Genomic DNA, 17,934 nt, shown 5'->3' with positions numbered 1-17,934 from the left:
AGATATTTATTTACCTGTTTTAGATCTACCTTAATGCAGAATTGGAATTTAATTTTTGGAATCCTGATCATTTCAAGTCCAATTCTCTTTGCAATTATTGCGTTTCCTGATTCTATAGCTTGGAGCTGGAATGAAGGGCGCGGAGGCTACTTTTTTGCTCTAATTTTTGTTGTCGCTGAATTAATTGGACTAAAAATTATGATTTCTAAGAAAAGACTACTGTCTGTCATTCCAATGGCTTTTGCAACGATTGCCTATCTCATATCATTAGAATATGGGTTGCGAGAATACATTGTTGAATCTGCAGAATTATTTAATGTACAATTGATTTATTCTTGGACTTGGCTGTGGGATTTTGTTGTAATGGCAATATTTGTTGTTGCTGCACTGAGTATCTTTTTTGGAAAACGTTGGATTAGAATTGCTCCTGCAGGCCCAATATTTCTAACAGGAACTGCAATCATTCTTTCACTTGATGCATTTTTCCCATATGATACACTTGGTCCTTTACAGTACATAGTTCCATATTTTGTTCAGGCAAATGTATGGTTAGTAACTGTGCTTGATCTTGGAACTGCAGTAGCGCGTGACAATGTGATGTTTTTGCGTGGTGATCATGGTTCTATGGCTCTTCAGGTATTTTGGCCATCAGCTGGGGTTCATAGCATCATCATATTTTCATTGGTAATTGGCGCATTCATGTTAAAACTAAATATCCCACGAACTCGAAAGACGATTTATTTTGTTTTAGGAATTATTGGAACAATTACTGTAAACTTGATTAGAATTTTTTCATTATCTTGGTATGCCCTCAAAGTAACAACCGACCCTGTGGCCTGGGAAGAATATCATAAAATTGCAGGTGAGATAATGTTCTTGCCTTGGTTATTTGCTTTCATCTTAGTTGTGGTTGTAATAGAATCAAGGCGTCTGAAAAATTCAGAAAAATAACCTGATTTTAAAAATACGATGTAATGTCACTCTGTCCTTGAACTTCAGAAAGCTCTGAAACTTTAACTCCTAATCTTCTAATTGTCGTAGTTTGAGTTTCTAGTGCTTCTTTTAGTAACATGTCTGCAGTTTTTTGTAATTCTTCTATGCTTGATGTTGGACTTCTGAGCATCCTTGATTTTGATTTATTTGATAAATTGGACTCTACAAAATGAATCCCAACTGATTTGAACATTTGATTATTTTTTTTAACTATGTCGTGTACTTCTTTACATAATTCTGAAATATTTTCCGACAAGAAATCATAATCTTTTGAATCTTTTTTCAATGTAGTAATTTTGCTATATTGAATTCTAGCTTCACGTTTCTTTACTGGATCATTGTCTATGCCTCTAACTGAATTGTAGATATAGGATCCTGTTTTTCTTCCAAAATGTTTGTTCAATGTAAATATGTCGATTTTTTTTAAATCTTGAATTGTCTCTAATTTCATCTCTGAAAACTTTTCTTCTGTTTTTTTACCAATTCCAGGTATCGTTCTGATTTTTAATCCGTCTAAGAACGCTTCAACTTTTTCTGGAGACACTACTGTTAGTCCGTCTGGTTTTTGAAAGTCAGATGCAATTTTTGAAATTAATTTGTTGGGTGAAATTCCAATTGAACAACTTAGTTTGATTTTATCACGAATGGAATTTTTAATTTGCTGTGCTAGATGAAATGCTTTTTTAAAATCTCCTTGAACTCTTTCTGTTACATCCAAATAAGCTTCATCTCTACCTACATATTCGAATATGTCCGCACTTTCTTTCATAATTTCCATAGCTTTTTCAGACATTTCTGAGTAAAAATCAAAATCTACTGGTAAAAATACTGCATCCTTTCTATCCTCTAATCTTTTTTTAGCAAATGCAATTGGAATTCCTGATTTGACTCCGTATTTTCTAGCTGTATAATTTGCAGTTGCAATGGCTCCACTATCTCCCCCTCTATCTGAAAAAACACAAACACACACAGGTTTTGATTTTAATTCTGGAGATCTTGTTTCTTCACATTGGGCATAAAAATAATCAAAATCTATGTGGAAAACTACTCTGGTTTCCAATATTGTTCAGAACTATTTTGATTATTACTGTTTTGTGTATTGATTAAATATTGATTTGATTTAGTATTTTTATGGAATATCCTGTGTCTGTAGATGAAAACGGGATAAAGTTCAAACCTGAAAAAATGGAAAAAGAAAAACTTTACCATTGCATATACAAAGACAAAGCTATGTTGGTATTCAAAGATTCCCAAGATGTAATGAATTGTTATGAAATTGAAGAACCTGATCTAGTTGAACAAATCAAGAAAATTGGCAGTGATGACGATCTTGAAAAATTATTTGAGGACTATATGCAAGGAAAACACCTTAAAAATTAAATAAAAGCGAGAGAGAAATTTGCTATTACAGGAATTTGAAATTGAGCAGCAATAAAAAATCTAAAGACGCAGAAGACATTCTATCTGAATTTGACTCTAGAATTAATTCAGAACCTGAGCCAACACCAGAACCTGAGCCAACACCAGAACCTGAGCCAACACCAGAACCTGAGCCAACACCAGAACCTGAGCCAACACCAGAACCTGAGCCAACACCAGAACCACAACTTGAAGCACCTGCACCAGAACCACAACTTGAAGCACCACCATCTCAAACTGAAAATTTTGAAACACAAAAAATTCCAGAAGAACGCAATGTGATTTTTGTTGGAACAAAACCTATCATGACTTATGTTTCTGCAACTTTAACTCAACTTTCTACAAGACCTACAGTTACAATCAAAGCTAGAGGCAAAAGAATTACTCAAGCTGTTGATGTTTCTCAAATGATTGTGAAAAGAATGGATTCTGTAGGTTATGTAATTAGTGACGTTAGAATTTCCTCTGACTCTTTAACTTCACAAGATGGAAAACAACGTAATGTTTCTACAATGGAAATTGATATTTCAAAAAACTAATTTAAAATATTTAACATTAATTTTATTTGGTAGTATATTTTTGATTGGAGTTTTGATGCTTACAAATGATTCGTGTAATATTAAATATTTTGTAATATCTGATGAGATTAATTCATATGAAAAATCTTTAGACCCTGAGTTTTGTGAAAATATTCTTGAAAAAATTGACTTATACAATGATCAATGTTCATCACCAATTGATATTTTGGATTGCGGTTAAGGTACTAAATCTATCAAAAGATTTCGTTCTACCTGTACATGAAATCTTTAAGGTAGTTTGTTTCTTCCTGTGCTTCTTTAATTATTTTTTCTGCCTTTTCTGCTTCTTTTTGTAATGATGAAATATTACATGATGATCCTGGAATTAGTTTTGACATTGCCATACATAATTCTGCGCTTGATTGAAAATCTGGACCTTTCCCATCTGTATGAAAAAGTATCACAATGACATCTTGATCTGATACACTTCCTTCATTGAGCAGCATTCCTGGAATTCCTGGAACTGTCCCATGTTCTAATACTTTCAACCCTGATTCTTTTATTTTGTTTCTTGCAGATTCAGTACTTCCAATACCTATCATTTCTCCATTACTTGTCGTTGATTTTATTGCAACACTGCTTACAATCAATTTGATTTTGTGTTTTTTTGCCCATGACAACATTGTTTTTGCAGTAATTCTATGTAATGACTGATCTAATGTAAGATACGACAAAAATACTCCGACTTTCAAATCATCGTTAACAAAAATTCTTGTTGTGAAATTTGGTTTTCCATCTTGTATCACACTAATTGGTGGAAAACTTTCAGAATCCACAACTCCTGCTAATCTAAACTGTGATGTATGAATCATCGATTCTGTTGCAATTGCACTACTGAATCCTATTGAAGGAAATCCATCGACAAGATATCCTCCCTCCAAATCTAATTTTCCAAATTCTCTTATTCTAATTTTTGAAGACAATGAATTCTCAATCATTGATCAACTAATATCTTTTATCTCACTTTATTTTTGTAATTTAGAAATTAATGCCGCATAAATAAATGGCAATATTGTTGTAACTTCTGCATGCAATGTTGATTGTTTTGCTTTTTGTGTTACTTTGCCCCATGAAATTGCCTCTCTTACTAGTGCTCCACTTAAACTGCCATCAAATTCTTGAGCCGTAGTGATATAGAATGCATAATCCAATCCTTCTCTGTATTGATTCCACCATAATGTGTGATGTTTTGAAATTCCTCCCCCAATCATGAATGCTCCTGATTTTTCAGCCTTGAAAATTAATCCTGAAAGTAAGTTTGCATCTCCTGCCATATTTAATTTAAAATCGCTGTGTTTTTGTGTAAATAACCAAATCTGGCTTCCTACAGCACCATCCATTATTCCTGGAACAACTACATCAATATCATTTTTGTATGCCCAATAAAGAAATGAATCTTCTCCTAAATGTTTTCCAATCATTTTACATATTTCTGCTGTACTCATTTCTTTATTCCCTTTTTGATATTCTTCCTCTAGAAATGATTGCATTTTTTCCTCAATGAGTGGACCGTAACTATCCATCGGAACCAATACATTGCCTAATCTGTGAATGTTTTGATTTGCAAGTTCCATGTCATCCATTGTGAATGAACCTTCGTTATAATGCGAGAAATGTCTTGCAATGTCATGATCTAATGCACCACATGTGGTAATTGTCACATCGAACCATTTGTTTTTTATCATGTCTTTGATAATTCCTCTGAGACCTGTGGACACTACTGCTCCTACAAACGAAACGAATCGTAAACACTGTTTATCTGAAATCATTTCTGTTAAAATTTTTAAACCGTCAGAGAGATTCACTGATTCAAATCCTCCGGATTGAGATAATTCTTCAAAAATTTTCTCTAAAGTTGTGTTTGAATCAATTACTATGTCTTTTACTGGACGTCCTGACACTACCACGTCCTTGATCTTTGATGCCGAGTATAAAATTCTGCCTTAATTTTATTGATTTTTTATTTCCCTAAGAAAACTTTAAACCCACCCAATAACACTCATTTTCGAATGCCAGATAGAATTAAGGTGGGATTAGTAGGGATTGGTAATTGTTTTTCAGGTTTAATTCAAGGTATTGAGTATTATAGACAAAACCCTACCCAGGAGGTTACTGGTATTATTCACGATAAATTAGCTGGTTATGGCATTCATGACATTGACTTTGTTTGTGGTTTTGATGTTGGTGAGAATAAAGTTGGAAAGCCACTTCATGAAGCAATCTATGCATTTCCTAACATGGTTAATTGGATTCCTAAAGATGAATTGCCAAAAAATGATGCCAAAATATACGAAAGCCCCATTTTGGATGGTGTTGGATTATGGGTTGAAAATCGAATCAAACCTATTGAGAATCCAAAATCTATAGAACAACTTACTGAAGAAGTTAAACAAGTAATCAAAGATACTGGTGTTGAGATAATTGTCTCTTATTTGCCTGTAGGCTCTGACAAAGTGACTGAATTTTGGGCACAGATTTGTCTTGACACTAACACGGCATTTGTAAATTGCATTCCATCCTTTATTGCATCTGACGAAAAATGGGCAAAAAAGTTCGCAGAAAAAAATATTCCTTGTATTGGTGATGACATTAAAGGTCAGGTTGGCGCAACAATTGTTCATCGAACTCTAGCTAAGCTTTGCAGTGACCGAGGAACAAAAATTGAAAAAACATATCAAATCAATGTTGGTGGCAATACTGATTTCTTAAACATGAAAGAACAAGATAGACTTGTATCCAAGAAAATCTCTAAAACTGAAAGTGTTCAGAGCCAACTTAAAGAAAGATTAGACGATGATCAAATTTATGTTGGTCCTTCTGATTTCATTCCTTTCTTAGGTAATACCAAACTCATGTTTATGAGGATTGAAGGTCGTCAATGGGCTAATATTCCATACAATATGGAAGTTCGTTTAGAAGTAGATGATAAAGCAAATTCTGCAGGTATTGTAATTGATGCAATTAGATTAGCAAAAATTGCTCTTGATAGAGGTGTAGGTGGACCAATAAAGCCTGCAAGTGCATATTTGATGAAACATCCTATTGAACAAACATCTGATGTCCTAGCAAAAACTGAATGTGAAAAGTTTGTTGCTGGTGATTAATCACTGAAAATTATTTGAATCTCTGAATCTCACTGTTCTGCTTTTTTCATATTTCTTTAAATCAAACTCTTTGCTTATTCCACACTCTCCTTCTAATTCAGTAATTTTTGTTGTCACCACTTTGTTGTTTTCAGTCATGTCTACAATGAGGCTGTCTCCTCCAAATTTATGACTCTGAACATTAGCTGCTAAAATCGGTATTCTGTTTTCTAATGCCCTGACTTGTACATACATCTTCCAAGGTCCTATTCCTCTTTTGACTATTCTACTTGGTGAAAATAGTACTTGGGCTCCTTTTTTTACAAATGTATTTGCAACATTAGGGAAAACCATGTCATAGCAGATTATTACTCCAAATCTACATGCAGTATTGAATATTTTAGCCTCTTTTCCAGGCGTAACGTTGTCTCTCTCATAGTCAAACGGATGGATTTTTTCCTGCTTTCCGATAAATTCCCCGTTTGGGCCTATGATTGGGGAGATTATCGATGTTCTAGTTTTGGTAATCTCATAGAATGCTCCTGGGATTACGGTCATGGAAAATTCTTTTGCAATTTTCCTAAATTCTGAAAATTCCTTCTCAAAATCACTGATCTCATTATTTTTTAGCCATTGTTCTGGCAGGCATACAATGTCTGTATTTTGCCTCCCCAGTTTTTTTAAAATTTTTGATATTTCGAAAATTCCTTTTTGATTTGTACTTTGTGGTTTGGTTTGTATTAATCCAAGCTTTACCATGAATCTATAATTTCTTTTTAGTAATTATAGTAGGCGCAATCGTGCGATCTATCCATAAAAATTCAATGTATTTTTTTTACCGCTACGAAAAATATCATATCGTAACAAGAAAAATTAAGCAATTATGTCAACTAAACTTGTTAAGCATCGATTATCCTACGTAAAAAGAAATTACTAGCATTGGTTCATGTAAAAAAAGTTGAGATCTTCGGTTTCAAATCATTTGGATTCAAGAATACTACTGTACAGTTTGAACCTGGTTTAGTTTCTATTTCTGGACCCAATGGTTCTGGCAAAAGTAACATTTTAGATGCAATAATTTTTGCAATGGGTGAAAATAAACCCAAAGTTATGAGGGTCGATAAATTACGATCACTGATTCATGATATTGAAGGAAATAGACGTGGACCTAAATTAGCAAGATCTAGTGTTCACTTTGATAACTCTGATAGAAAAATTCCAGTCGATTCTGATGTTGTTGAAATTACAAGGGAAATGGATGGTGCTGGTGAAAATACATACTATCTAAACAAAAAGAAAACAAACAGAAGTCATATTCTAGATTTACTTGATATGGCAAATGCTGGATTGGGACAATTAAACGCAGTTCAACAAGGTACTGTAACTAGAATTTCTGAATTCACTTCTGAAGAAAAAAGAAAAACTATTGAAGATTTAATCGGTCTATCGTATTTTGATGATAAAAAAACTGAATCAGTAAAACAACTTGATGAAGCAGATAGGAGACTTGAAATTGCTCTTGCAAAAATGGGTGAAATTAAAAAAAGAATTGATGAATTAGAAGAAGAAAGGAATCAAAAATTAAGACATGATATTTTGGAACGTGAATTAAATCGCTATAAAGCAATAGCTGCTGCTAATAAAATGAAGGTAATTTCTGCCCAAAAAGACTCAAAAGAAGCAACTTTGAGGGAATTGACTGCTGAAGTCACTTCACTCGATGCCGAAAGAAATGTTTTGAGAGAAGAAATCACTTCTTTAGAAACTGAAAAAACAAAGTTAATGGCTGAAGCAAATGATTACAATAGAGCAAAAGCCTCACTTGATGCAGAAATTAGTACTGCAATGGAACAATATGAAATAGACAATACTGCAATATCTGCATCCAAGAAAAGAATAGATCAAATCAATGCAAGATTACCTGAGATTCAGAATGAAATTGATGAAATTAATCAAGCTCGAAGTGATATCGATATACAAGTACAAAAAATTAAAGACTCTATCGAGGAAACTAATGTCAAGAAAAGTAAAATTAACGATGATCTTGAAATAATTGATACTCAAAGAAATAAAATTCTTACCGAACAATCAGAGGCTGCTGCAAAAAAATCTGAAATTGACAATAAAATTAAAACTCTTACAGGACAACTAAATGATACTAAACTAAAACTTTCCAAAGTTTTACATGAGCAAGATGAATCTAAAACCAAAATTAATGTAAACACTACAAAACTTTCTGAATTAGAAAATGATATCGTTCAACTAACTGGTTATCAATCCCAACTAGAAACTATGTTGAACAATCATAACGCATCAATTGCTGAATTAAAATCTAGAATTGAAAAATTACAGACAAAAAAATCTAAACTAAATAATGACATGGATGAACTTGGATTGATTTTAGAGAAATCAAGTAAAGCTGCAAATCAATACGAATCAAAAATTAATACTGTCAAAGGATTCATGCATGAAGATTACACTGTTGCTAAATTAAAAGAAGATGCAGATAAGCTTGGTATTGAAGGACTAGTTTATGAGATGATCTCTTGGGACAAAAAATACGAACGTTCTGTTTTAGCAGTAAGCTCTGATTGGATTAAGGCAATCGTCGTTAAAGATTTTGCAACACTGCTTGGCATTGCTGAAGTTGCTAGAAGTAGGAAACTTCCAAAACTGAAAATAATTCCACTGGATGCAATCCCAAAATTTTCTCTCTCATTACCTAAGGAATCTGGAGTTGTAGGAATACTTGCAAACTATGTATCCTGTGATCCTGCTTATTCTTCTCTCAAAACATTCCTGTTTGGAAACATCATTCTTACTGAAAATCGGGAATCTGCTTACAATGTCTCTCAAATGGGATACAAATCAGTCACCCTTGATGGTGAATTTTTTGAGGCAAAAGGAGGCACAGTTGTAATTGATATTGATTCTAAAATTTCAAAACTTACGAAACTTATCTCTATGAGTAGTGATATTGACGGGTTATTTCAATCAATCAGTCTTATTAAAAAATTCATGTTGAAGAAAAAGTTTTCATTAAAAAAATTAGAAGAATCTATTCAATCATATGATGATAGATTATCGATCTCTGAAAATTCTCTAACATCCACATCTGAAAATCTCTCTAATCTCAAATCTAGAATTGCATCTGCAATTAACATGAAAGAACAACTAACAAAAAGAATTTCTGAATTAACTTCTAGAAATAATATTATTGAATCTGAAGTAAGTACTAATGAATCTCACATAGAATCTTTGCAAGAAAGAATTGCAATTGTTGATGAAAACTATGCTAGTGGAGAACAGGATAGAATTGCAAACGAATTGTCTAGAATAAATATTAAAAAATCTGACATTGAAAAATTATACACTACAATTATGAATGAATATCGTGATAAATCTTCACAACTAACGACACTTCAAACTCAGTACAATAGAGAAAAATCTCAGTCTAATCGCCTTAATGATGAAACTAATTCATTAAATCTTGAACGTCAAGAACTAGAAGCAAAAATTCAAGAATTGGAAAAACAAAAGGAACCAAAGAATGCTTTACTGGTTTCTTTACGTCAAAAAGAACAGGAATTAATCTCTACATCTGGATCTTCTATTGGCCATCTCAAAGAATTTGATGATAAACTCAAAGTATTATCTGAACAAGATCGTGAATTGACAAAACAGATCAATACTTTAGAACGCCAATCTGATTCCCTTAACCGTGATTTACATGATTTAATTGAAAATGAGACTAAATTACAACAAATTCTGTCTGCATTTGGATTTGACAAAAATATGGAAACATTTGATGTTGAATCTATTGTACAAGGATTAACAACTGAATTAACATCTCTTAATGCACTAAATGCAAAAGCTCCTGAAACATATCTTGAAGTATCATATGGATACCGCTCAATGTCTACAAGAAAGAATTCTCTTGAGGCAGAAAGAAACTCTATTGTTAAATTCATTGAAGATATTGAAAAAGACAAACGACAAACTTTCTTGGATGCCTTTGACAAAGTCGATAAAGAAATTCGCTTGATTTTCAATAAAATGACTGAAGGTAATGCATGGTTAGAACTACAAAATGAAGATGACCTGTTTAATTCTGGAATTTCTTATTTGATTCAATTTCCAAATAAACCAAAAAGAGAATCTACTTCCATTAGTGGTGGTGAAAAAACTTTAGCTGCAATCGTATTTGTTCTTGCGTTGCAAAAACTAAAACCTTCTCCATTTTACTTATTTGATGAAGTAGATGCTCACCTAGATGCTCCAAACTCTGAAAGACTGGCAAAAATTTTAGAAGAAAGATCTAAAGAAAGTCAGTTTATCATGGTGTCTCTAAAAGATTCTGTTATCCAAAAAGCAAAACTGATCTACGGCGTATTTCCAAAGAATGGCGTCTCAAATGTTGTTACGTACAAAGATAAACGTCTGCCATCTGTAAAAACTTCTTAGTCTATCTTTACAAAACAAGCAGAATAATGTTCATCATTTATTGCCTTTAATTCTGGTTCTTCTATGCATTTGTCAATTGCATATGGACACCTTGCTCTGAATTTACATCCTTGTTCAATTTCTGTTTTGACTGGTTCTTTAATTCTGATTTTTCTTTCTTTGTGTAAATTGTCTGGATCTGGCTCTGAAATCGCATCAATTAATGCCTGAGTATATGGGTGCCTTGGCTTGCCCAGAACTTGGTCTATCGGACCGATTTCTACAATTTTACCTTTATACAAAATCCCTATTCTTTGTCCAAAATATCTTGCAGTAGCTAAATCATGTGTAATGTAAATAAATGAGATATTGTATTTTTTCTGTAATTCTTGCATTAATTCCAGCATCTCTGCTCTAATTGAAACGTCCAGCATAGAAACTGGCTCATCTGCAAGAATCACTTTTGGTTTTAGTGCAAGTGCTCGTGCTAATACTACTCTTTGCCTTTGTCCTCCTGACAACATGTGTGGATATCTTTTTAGAATATCTTCGGCAGGTTCTAGTTTTACTTCTTGTAAAACCTCGATTACTCTTTTGACTCTATCTTCTTTGTTTCCTATATTGTGTATTTCAAGTGGTTCTGACACAATGTCTTTTATTTTCATTCTTGGGTTGATGGAATCATATGGATCTTGATGGATCATTTGGCAATTCATTCTAATTCTTGCTAAATTTTCTTTTTTATCATCAATTTCATGTCCTTCAAAAAATATTTTTCCAGAATCTAATTTGATTGATTTTAGAATTATTTTTGCAATTGTAGATTTCCCAGATCCTGATTCACCCGCTAAAACAAAAACTTCTCCTTGTTTAATGGCAAATGATACATCGTCTGTTGCTTTGACTGTGACTGATTTTGTTCCAAACATTCCCTTTTTTATGAAATATTTTTTTAAATTTTTCACTTTTAATATTTCACTCATTGAATATCTCTGGATTAAGTGGTATATCAAGAAATATTTTTCATGCGTAAACTTTGGGATAAAGCATTTATGTTAAATGATGACCAGATTAATACTTGAACAAAACTGTACAAAAAAATCTAGATTACAAAAAATTTGTTGTTGACTCTAAACTTCAATATTTTAAACCTCATGCTAGTAAAATTGAAAAAACTTTTGCTGAAGAGATTTCTTTCAGTCTTGATAGGAATTCTAAGTTTATTTCTCCTAAATTTTTCTACGATAAAAGAGGCTCTGATTTATTTGAAACCATATGTTCTCTGCCGGAATATTATCCTACAAGGACTGAGATTCAAATTCTAAAGAATTTACAGGATGAATTGCCTTCTTTTATAGATGAGTCATTCAGACTAGTTGAACTTGGAAGTGGTGCCTCTGTTAAAACTAGGCTGATTCTTGATATTTTTACAAAATTACAGTCTAAAACAGAATATTTTCCGATAGACATATCTGAAATTTTGACTGAAAGTTCTGAACAACTACTCCGAGATTACAATAGTCTTCACATTACTGGTATTGTTGACACTTATGAAGGCGGATTAGAATTCCTTAAAAATTTTGATGATAAAAAAAATCTAATCCTCTTTTTAGGTTCTAGTTTTGGTAATTTTTCCCACTCTGATGGAAAAGAGTTTTTGAAAAAAATAAATTCAATAATGAAGTCTGGTGACTTGTTTTTAATTGGCTTGGATTTGGTAAAAGACTCTGAAATTTTAGAATCTGCATATGATGATTCACAAGGCGTCACTGCCAAATTCAATCTTAATGTTCTCTCTAGAATTAATGATGAGCTTGATGCTGATTTTAATTTGAATAATTTTTCGCATCATTCGCTATACAATAAAGAAGATCAAAGAATTGAAATGTATCTGAAATCTCTTGTAAATCAGTCTGTCCTAATTTCAAAATCCAATCTGTCTCTGAATCTCGAAAAAAATGAACTGATTCACACTGAATACTCTCACAAGTATACTCTGGAACAAATTAATGATCTTCTTGAAAGTACTGGTTTTAAAATTAATCATGTTTGGTTGGATGACAAAACATACTTCTCTCTTACCCTTGTCTCAAAAAACTAAACATCTTCAGCACATCTGAATCCTGAAAATAACCAACGTTCATCTAATCTAAAGAAATTTCTATAACTTCCTCGAATTGACATTTGTGGAGTTCCAAATGATCCTCCTCTCAAAACTTTTTGGTTTGTAAACCATTTATCATTATATTCGTCAAAACCTGACTTGAATCCTGGATATCCTGTAAACTCGGATGAAGTCCATTCCCATACGTCCCCCATCATTTGCTGACATCCTAAATGACTTGTTCCTTGAGGATATGCTCCTATTTCAGAACAACTCCAATTATATGATTCAAGTAAATTACATCTTTCTTTTGTGGGATTTTGATTTCCCCATGGGAATGTAGTTTTTTCCTGCGTTTCTTCATTCCAACACGCTGCTTTTTCCCATTCTGCCTCAGTTGGAAGCCTTTTTCCTGCCCATTTGCAATATGCATCTGCTTCATAGTAGCTTACATGGCATACTGGCTCATTTGGATTGATTTTTCTAATTCCCAAAAAGTCTCTTACATGCCATATGTTGTTGATCTTTTCCCAATACATTGGGGCAATCCATTTGTTTGCTTTGACTTTCTCCCATCCGTCTGATAGCCAGTATTTGTATGTCTCATATCCGCCATCTTCAATAAATTCTAGATATTGCCGGTTGGTAATTGGAAAAATATCTATTTTGTAATCATTAAGGAAAACTTTGTGTTCTGGTAATTCTATATCGTAACAAAATTCATCTCCTTTGTTGCCCATCGTGTATATTCCTCCTTTGATTTGAACTGATTTTGTTTCTACTTTGATTGGAGTTGGTCTGTTGTTTTTCTTTACGGGTCTGTATTGCTCTGCAAGTAAATGTTGCAAATCATATACTAAAAGTTCCTGATGTTGACATTCATGATGAAATCCCATAACTATCAACTTAATTGCATCTTCCTTCAAAATTTGGGATTTGATAAATTTCTCAACTCTTTGATTAATCGTGTTAAAATATTGAAAAATCTGATCTGTTGTTGGTCTTGATACCACTCCACGTAACCCTTTATCATGCGGAACTCCAAATTGTTGGTAATACGAATTCAGATACTCTGAAAATTCTTTTGAATAAAATTCATAATTTTTGTCTATTTTACTCATAATTGCTTCATAAATCCAACTGACATGGCCGATATGCCATTTTGGTGGACTCATAAAAAATGCAGTTTGTACAACGAAATCATCCTTTTCCAGCGTCTTTACAAGTTCTAATGTTCTACTTCGAGTTTCTTTAAATTGATTTAACAACAAATTATCTGAATCTAGCTCTGGATTTGAAGCCATAATTAAAAAATTATTTTTTCTATTATTATGTTTGTTGGATGTTGCCCACTAGTATCCTCTTGCAAAAACTGGTGTTGATACACTTTGTTGTTGACAATAAATGCATTTTTTGCTTGTGTTTTCGCTTTCAAATGGAATTACTCTTATTTCCGCGCCTGTTTCTTCTTTGATTTTTTCCTCACATTCTAATTTTCCGCACCATGGTGAATTGAAAAATCCTCCTTTTTCAATTTTAGATTTAAAATCTGTGTAATCTGAAATTTCAATTGTGTTGATTTTTGCGGTTTCTTTAGCTTTCTTTAGCATTTCTGCTTGAATTTCATCTAATATTGTGGGGATTTTTTCTATTTCAGTGAATCTTAAACTCTTTTTCTCTGAGTTGTATCTTTTTGCAAGAATAACACTCTCATTTTCCAAGTCTTTAGGACCTATTTCAATTCTCAATGGTACTCCCTTTAATTCCCAATCGTTGAATTTGTATCCTGGAGACAACCCTTCTCTTTCATCTACGTGCACTCTGATGTTTTTAGATTCTAATTCTTTTTTGATCTCTTCTACTTTTGGAAATACTTGATCTTTTCCTTCATCGTTTCTATATATCGGAACAATTACTACTTGCATCGGAGCTACTTTTGGTGGCAATACCAACCCCTTATCATCTCCATGAACCATGATCATTGCTCCAATCAATCTCCAAGAAACGCCCCATGATGTTTGCCATGCAAAATGTTCCACATTGTCTTTATCTGCAAATTTAACCTCAAAGGGCTTTGAAAAATTTTGTCCAAGGAAGTGCGATGTACCCATCTGTAATGCTTTTCCATCTGGCATTATGGATTCCATAGTTGTTGTGTATACTGCGCCAACAAACTTTTCTTTTTCACTTTTTTTCCCTGTTGTGACAGGAATTGCCAGCTCTTCTTCGACAGTGTTTTTGTAAATATCTAAAATCTTAATCACTTCTTTCTCTGCTTCTTCTTTTGTAGAATGTACTGTGTGTCCTTCTTGCCACAAAAATTCCGATGTTCGAAGGAATGGTTTTGTGGCTTTGATCTCTGCTCTTAATGCTGTGTTCCAAAAATTAATTTTTAATGGTAAATCTCTCCAACTCTGAATCCATTTTGAATAGAGTGTGTAAGCTAGGGTTTCTGATGTGGGCCTTAATGCAAGCCTGTCTCCTATCTCGTTGGTTCCTGAATGAGTAACCCAAAAAACTTCTGGATTAAATCCTGCAAAATGTTTCTGCTCTTTTCCTAAGAGTGATTCTGGAATTAGTATTGGCAAAAATCCATTTCTGATGCCATTTCTTGAAAATTTATTATCAAATGTACTTCTAAGTGACTCCCATATAGAATACCCGTCTGGTCTGAGAACGATTAACCCTTTAACTGGAGCATAATCTGCAAGTTTCGCTTTGAGAACTACCTGTGTGTACCACTCACTAAAATCATCTTTTTTTGAAACTGTTATTCCTACGTCTTCTTTAACCAAACTAGAATTGATGGAATTAATTTAACTAATGAGCCTTTCGTGAGAATCTAAATAACTACAGTTTGTCGCCTTTACAAAGCACTTTTCCCATAACTCTGCTTTGGAAATTTGGACACACAAAACATTGTATGAAATGAATGTCTTCTTTTAGAACTGGGCAGTCAACAAATTCTTGTTTCATTTTTTTGAGCATCTTTGGACTAACACCTTTTAATTTTAATTTCCCTTTCTCATCCATCATCCCTGATGCTTTTAGTTCTTCTTTGACTGGGTCTGGAAGTTTTTGTCTGCCTTCTCTTTCTTGAATTACTACTTCAAACTTGTGTTCTAATTCTTCTGCCATGTATGGTGTATCATATTCGGTGATTTATTACTAGCGTTTTTTAGATCTAAAAACAGTTTAAACTTTAATATAATTAGCGATTTTTTTCCAAATCAGAAATCTATTGTTAATAATTTTTGATGTTGAGGGGGTTTTGTATGATGAAGAATATCTTCCAATTCTCGCAGAAAAGATCCATAAAGAAGATGAAATCTGGGAAATTACAAGACAGGGTATTCAAGGAAAAATCAATTGGGAGGAAGGATTGCGAACTAGAGTTGCTGCCCTCAAAGGATTAGATGAAAAAATTTGCCAAGAAGTATCTGATGGATTACCTATAATGACTGGTGCAAAAGAAGCATGTAAGACATTAAAAGCAGCAGGATGGAAATTGATGGCTGTATCTGGCGGTTTTACTTTGATGATGCACAGACTAAAAAAAGAATTGGATTTGGACTATGTTTTTTCAAATGAATTGATATTCAAAGATGGCAAATTAGATGGTGTCACAATTAATGTGGATTCTGATAAATCAAAATCTGCACGAATAAAAATTGAAGAATGGGGTGAGAAAAAAGAAGATATTGTCTGTGTTGTAGATGGTGCAAACGATGTAAAACTATTTGATGTATGCGGATTGGGGATTGCTTACCGTGCTCAAGATATTGTAAAAGATTTGGCTACTACTACTTTGGAAGAAAAAGATCTCTCAAAAATTATAGATATTATTAACAAGCATTACAAACTCGAATTAGACTGTACATCTCCAGCATAAACAATTTTTTAGTCTATATGTTCAGACACTGTACTTGCAAATAATCCCAATTCATATTGAAAAAGAGATCAAACCTTCTGATGATCTTTCTGAACTCATTTTAAAGTCTGAAAAATTAATTGATGGTGACATTTTAGTAATTGCACAAAAAATTATATCTAAACAAGAAGGACGTTTGATAGATCTATCTACAATAACTCCTTCTTTGTTGGCTGAAGGCATTGGTTCTCAATACCACAAGGATCCTCGTATCATTGAATTGATTCTATCTGAATCAAAACGAATTATTCGAATGAATAATGGTATTTTGATAGTTGAAACCCATCATGGGTTCATTTGTGCAAATGCTGGAATTGATGAAAGTAATGTGGAAGAAGGCTATGCTACTTTACTTCCTGTTGATTCTGATGCATCTGCACAAAGAATTAGAAAGAAAATTTTAGAAAAGTCCAACAAAAATGTTGCAGTTATAATCTCTGACACTTTTGGTAGGCCATTTAGAATGGGGCAAACAAATCATGCAATTGGCATCTCTGGATTAAATCCCATTTTAGATTATGAGGGAACAAAGGATTCTTTTAATAAAATTTTACGTGTTACAGCAATTGCGATTGCAGATGAACTTGCATCTGCATCAGAATTGGTTATGGGCAAATCATTAAAATGCCCTTTTGCTATAATTCGCGAGTGTTCTTTTCAATCTGGTGATTATGCTATAGATGAATTAATTCGGTCTGAACATGAAGATCTTTTTAGATAATTTTTTAAAATTTGTTTTTTGATCAAAATAGGTTCTTTCACAAAAATAACTGACTTGATTCCATCTCAAACTTTCTTGGATGCAATAAAGAATCTGCATGAGCGAAAAATCATTCACTAAATCGGGATTGTTAAACAACACAGCACGTTTAGAATTTTTATATATCTTAATATTTGAAATAGTTTTAATTAATCTATGATAAATAACATTCTTGTTCCCTACGATTTTACTGATTTTGCCGATTTATCCTTGGATAAAGCAATGGAAATTGCTAAGAAATTTGATTCAAAATTAACTTTGTTGACCGTAATTGGAAGTGATATTGATACATCTGGAATGTCTTGGTCACGAGCTCAAGAAGTACATGATGAGATGGAGGTAAAGGCAAAAGAAGATTTGAATAAAATAAAAAATATCCATTCTGCTGACGATGTAGCCATATCCGTTGACGTTGTTCACAATCCCTCTCCTGTAAATGGAATTCTTTTATTTGCTGAACAAAATAACATGGACTTGATTGTTATGGGATCTCATGGTAGATCTGGGTTTAAAAAATTGGTTCTTGGCAGTGTTGCATCCGAGGTAGTAGCAAAATCGAATTGCCCTGTGTTGATAGTTAAATTATCCAATAAACCCACCTGATTCCATAAATCACAAACTGT

The 17,934-nt window shown here is 33.0% G+C and carries 17 protein-coding genes; 9 read left to right on the top strand and 8 right to left on the bottom strand.

Going from position 1 to position 17,934, the window contains the following annotated elements; translation table 11 throughout:
• The first annotated feature begins 33 nt into the window (after positions 1-33).
• Positions 34-951 (top strand): thaumarchaeosortase, encoded by a 918-nt coding sequence (gene artG, locus ACW9XA_RS00310; protein WP_457762471.1) that lies wholly within the window; start codon positions 34-36, stop codon positions 949-951.
• A 7-nt stretch (positions 952-958) separates the two neighbouring features.
• On the opposite strand, the gene dinB is transcribed toward artG, so the two are convergent.
• On the bottom strand, positions 959-2,053 hold the full coding sequence (dinB, locus tag ACW9XA_RS00305; protein ID WP_457762470.1) for a DNA polymerase IV: 1,095 nt from the start codon (positions 2,051-2,053) through the stop codon (positions 959-961).
• Positions 2,054-2,124: 71 nt separating this feature from the next.
• Between dinB and ACW9XA_RS00300 the strand changes: the two genes are divergently transcribed.
• Positions 2,125-2,373, top strand: a complete 249-nt coding sequence (locus tag ACW9XA_RS00300; protein WP_457762469.1) for a hypothetical protein — start codon at positions 2,125-2,127, stop codon at positions 2,371-2,373.
• Positions 2,374-2,414: 41 nt separating this feature from the next.
• Positions 2,415-2,951, top strand: coding sequence for a DNA-binding protein (locus ACW9XA_RS00295; RefSeq protein WP_457762468.1), 537 nt, complete (start codon positions 2,415-2,417; stop codon positions 2,949-2,951).
• Positions 2,952-3,199: 248 nt separating this feature from the next.
• Here ACW9XA_RS00295 and ACW9XA_RS00290 read toward each other — a convergent pair whose 3' ends face one another.
• Together ACW9XA_RS00290 and ACW9XA_RS00285 are read right to left on the bottom strand one after the other, a co-directional pair.
• Positions 3,200-3,913 (bottom strand): proteasome assembly chaperone family protein, encoded by a 714-nt coding sequence (locus tag ACW9XA_RS00290; protein WP_457762467.1) that lies wholly within the window; start codon positions 3,911-3,913, stop codon positions 3,200-3,202.
• Positions 3,914-3,955: 42 nt separating this feature from the next.
• Entirely contained in the window at positions 3,956-4,897 is a 942-nt protein-coding gene (locus ACW9XA_RS00285) for a deoxyhypusine synthase (RefSeq protein WP_457762466.1), read from the bottom strand.
• A gap of 102 nt (positions 4,898-4,999) precedes the next feature.
• Here ACW9XA_RS00285 and ACW9XA_RS00280 point away from each other — a divergent pair, with 102 nt between their 5' ends.
• Positions 5,000-6,094, top strand: coding sequence for an inositol-3-phosphate synthase (locus ACW9XA_RS00280; RefSeq protein ID WP_457762465.1), 1,095 nt, complete (start codon positions 5,000-5,002; stop codon positions 6,092-6,094).
• On the opposite strand, the gene ACW9XA_RS00275 is transcribed toward ACW9XA_RS00280, so the two are convergent.
• Complete coding sequence (locus ACW9XA_RS00275) at positions 6,095-6,832, bottom strand: carbon-nitrogen hydrolase family protein (protein ID WP_457762464.1); 738 nt, start codon at positions 6,830-6,832, stop codon at positions 6,095-6,097.
• Between the two features lie 180 nt (positions 6,833-7,012).
• Between ACW9XA_RS00275 and ACW9XA_RS00270 the strand changes: the two genes are divergently transcribed.
• Complete coding sequence (locus tag ACW9XA_RS00270; RefSeq protein ID WP_457762463.1) at positions 7,013-10,537, top strand: AAA family ATPase; 3,525 nt, start codon at positions 7,013-7,015, stop codon at positions 10,535-10,537.
• Here ACW9XA_RS00270 and ACW9XA_RS00265 read toward each other — a convergent pair.
• Positions 10,534-11,499 carry an ABC transporter ATP-binding protein gene (locus ACW9XA_RS00265; protein WP_457762462.1) on the bottom strand — a complete coding sequence of 322 codons (966 nt, stop codon included), beginning with the start codon at positions 11,497-11,499 and terminating at the stop codon, positions 10,534-10,536. The two genes, ACW9XA_RS00270 and ACW9XA_RS00265, sit on opposite strands and share 4 nt — an antisense overlap.
• A gap of 95 nt (positions 11,500-11,594) precedes the next feature.
• On the opposite strand from ACW9XA_RS00265, the gene egtD reads away from it, so the two are divergent.
• A complete protein-coding gene (gene egtD / locus ACW9XA_RS00260; RefSeq protein WP_457762461.1) occupies positions 11,595-12,617 on the top strand; it encodes an L-histidine N(alpha)-methyltransferase in 1,023 nt (340 codons plus the stop codon).
• On the opposite strand, the gene egtB is transcribed toward egtD, so the two are convergent.
• The 3 genes from egtB to ACW9XA_RS00245 are packed head-to-tail and all read right to left on the bottom strand — an operon-like array spanning position 12,614 to position 15,758.
• Positions 12,614-13,924: an ergothioneine biosynthesis protein EgtB gene (egtB, locus tag ACW9XA_RS00255; RefSeq protein ID WP_457762460.1), complete on the bottom strand. Its 1,311-nt coding sequence runs from the start codon at positions 13,922-13,924 to the stop codon at positions 12,614-12,616. The genes egtD and egtB overlap by 4 nt on opposite strands.
• A 48-nt stretch (positions 13,925-13,972) precedes the next feature.
• Positions 13,973-15,415, bottom strand: a complete 1,443-nt coding sequence (proS, locus tag ACW9XA_RS00250; protein WP_457762459.1) for a proline--tRNA ligase — start codon at positions 15,413-15,415, stop codon at positions 13,973-13,975.
• A 55-nt stretch (positions 15,416-15,470) separates the two neighbouring features.
• The gene (locus ACW9XA_RS00245) at positions 15,471-15,758 is read right to left on the bottom strand and encodes a hypothetical protein (protein WP_457762458.1); all 288 of its coding nucleotides are present in this window, start codon (positions 15,756-15,758) and stop codon (positions 15,471-15,473) included.
• 103 nt (positions 15,759-15,861) lie between these two features.
• On the opposite strand from ACW9XA_RS00245, the gene serB reads away from it, so the two are divergent.
• From serB to ACW9XA_RS00230, 3 genes are all read left to right on the top strand, one after another.
• Positions 15,862-16,512 carry a phosphoserine phosphatase SerB gene (gene serB / locus ACW9XA_RS00240; protein ID WP_457762457.1) on the top strand — a complete coding sequence of 217 codons (651 nt, stop codon included), beginning with the start codon at positions 15,862-15,864 and terminating at the stop codon, positions 16,510-16,512.
• Between the two features lie 34 nt (positions 16,513-16,546).
• Entirely contained in the window at positions 16,547-17,272 is a 726-nt protein-coding gene (cofE, locus tag ACW9XA_RS00235; protein ID WP_457762456.1) for a coenzyme F420-0:L-glutamate ligase, read from the top strand.
• 195 nt (positions 17,273-17,467) lie between these two features.
• The gene (locus tag ACW9XA_RS00230; RefSeq protein WP_457762455.1) at positions 17,468-17,914 is read left to right on the top strand and encodes a universal stress protein; all 447 of its coding nucleotides are present in this window, start codon (positions 17,468-17,470) and stop codon (positions 17,912-17,914) included.
• Positions 17,915-17,934 lie beyond the last annotated feature (20 nt).

Source organism: Candidatus Nitrosopumilus sp. bin_6a, from assembly GCF_054095695.1.
The sequence above is the reverse complement of the archived record's forward strand: the minus strand, read 5'-3'. Positions and strand labels throughout refer to the sequence as shown.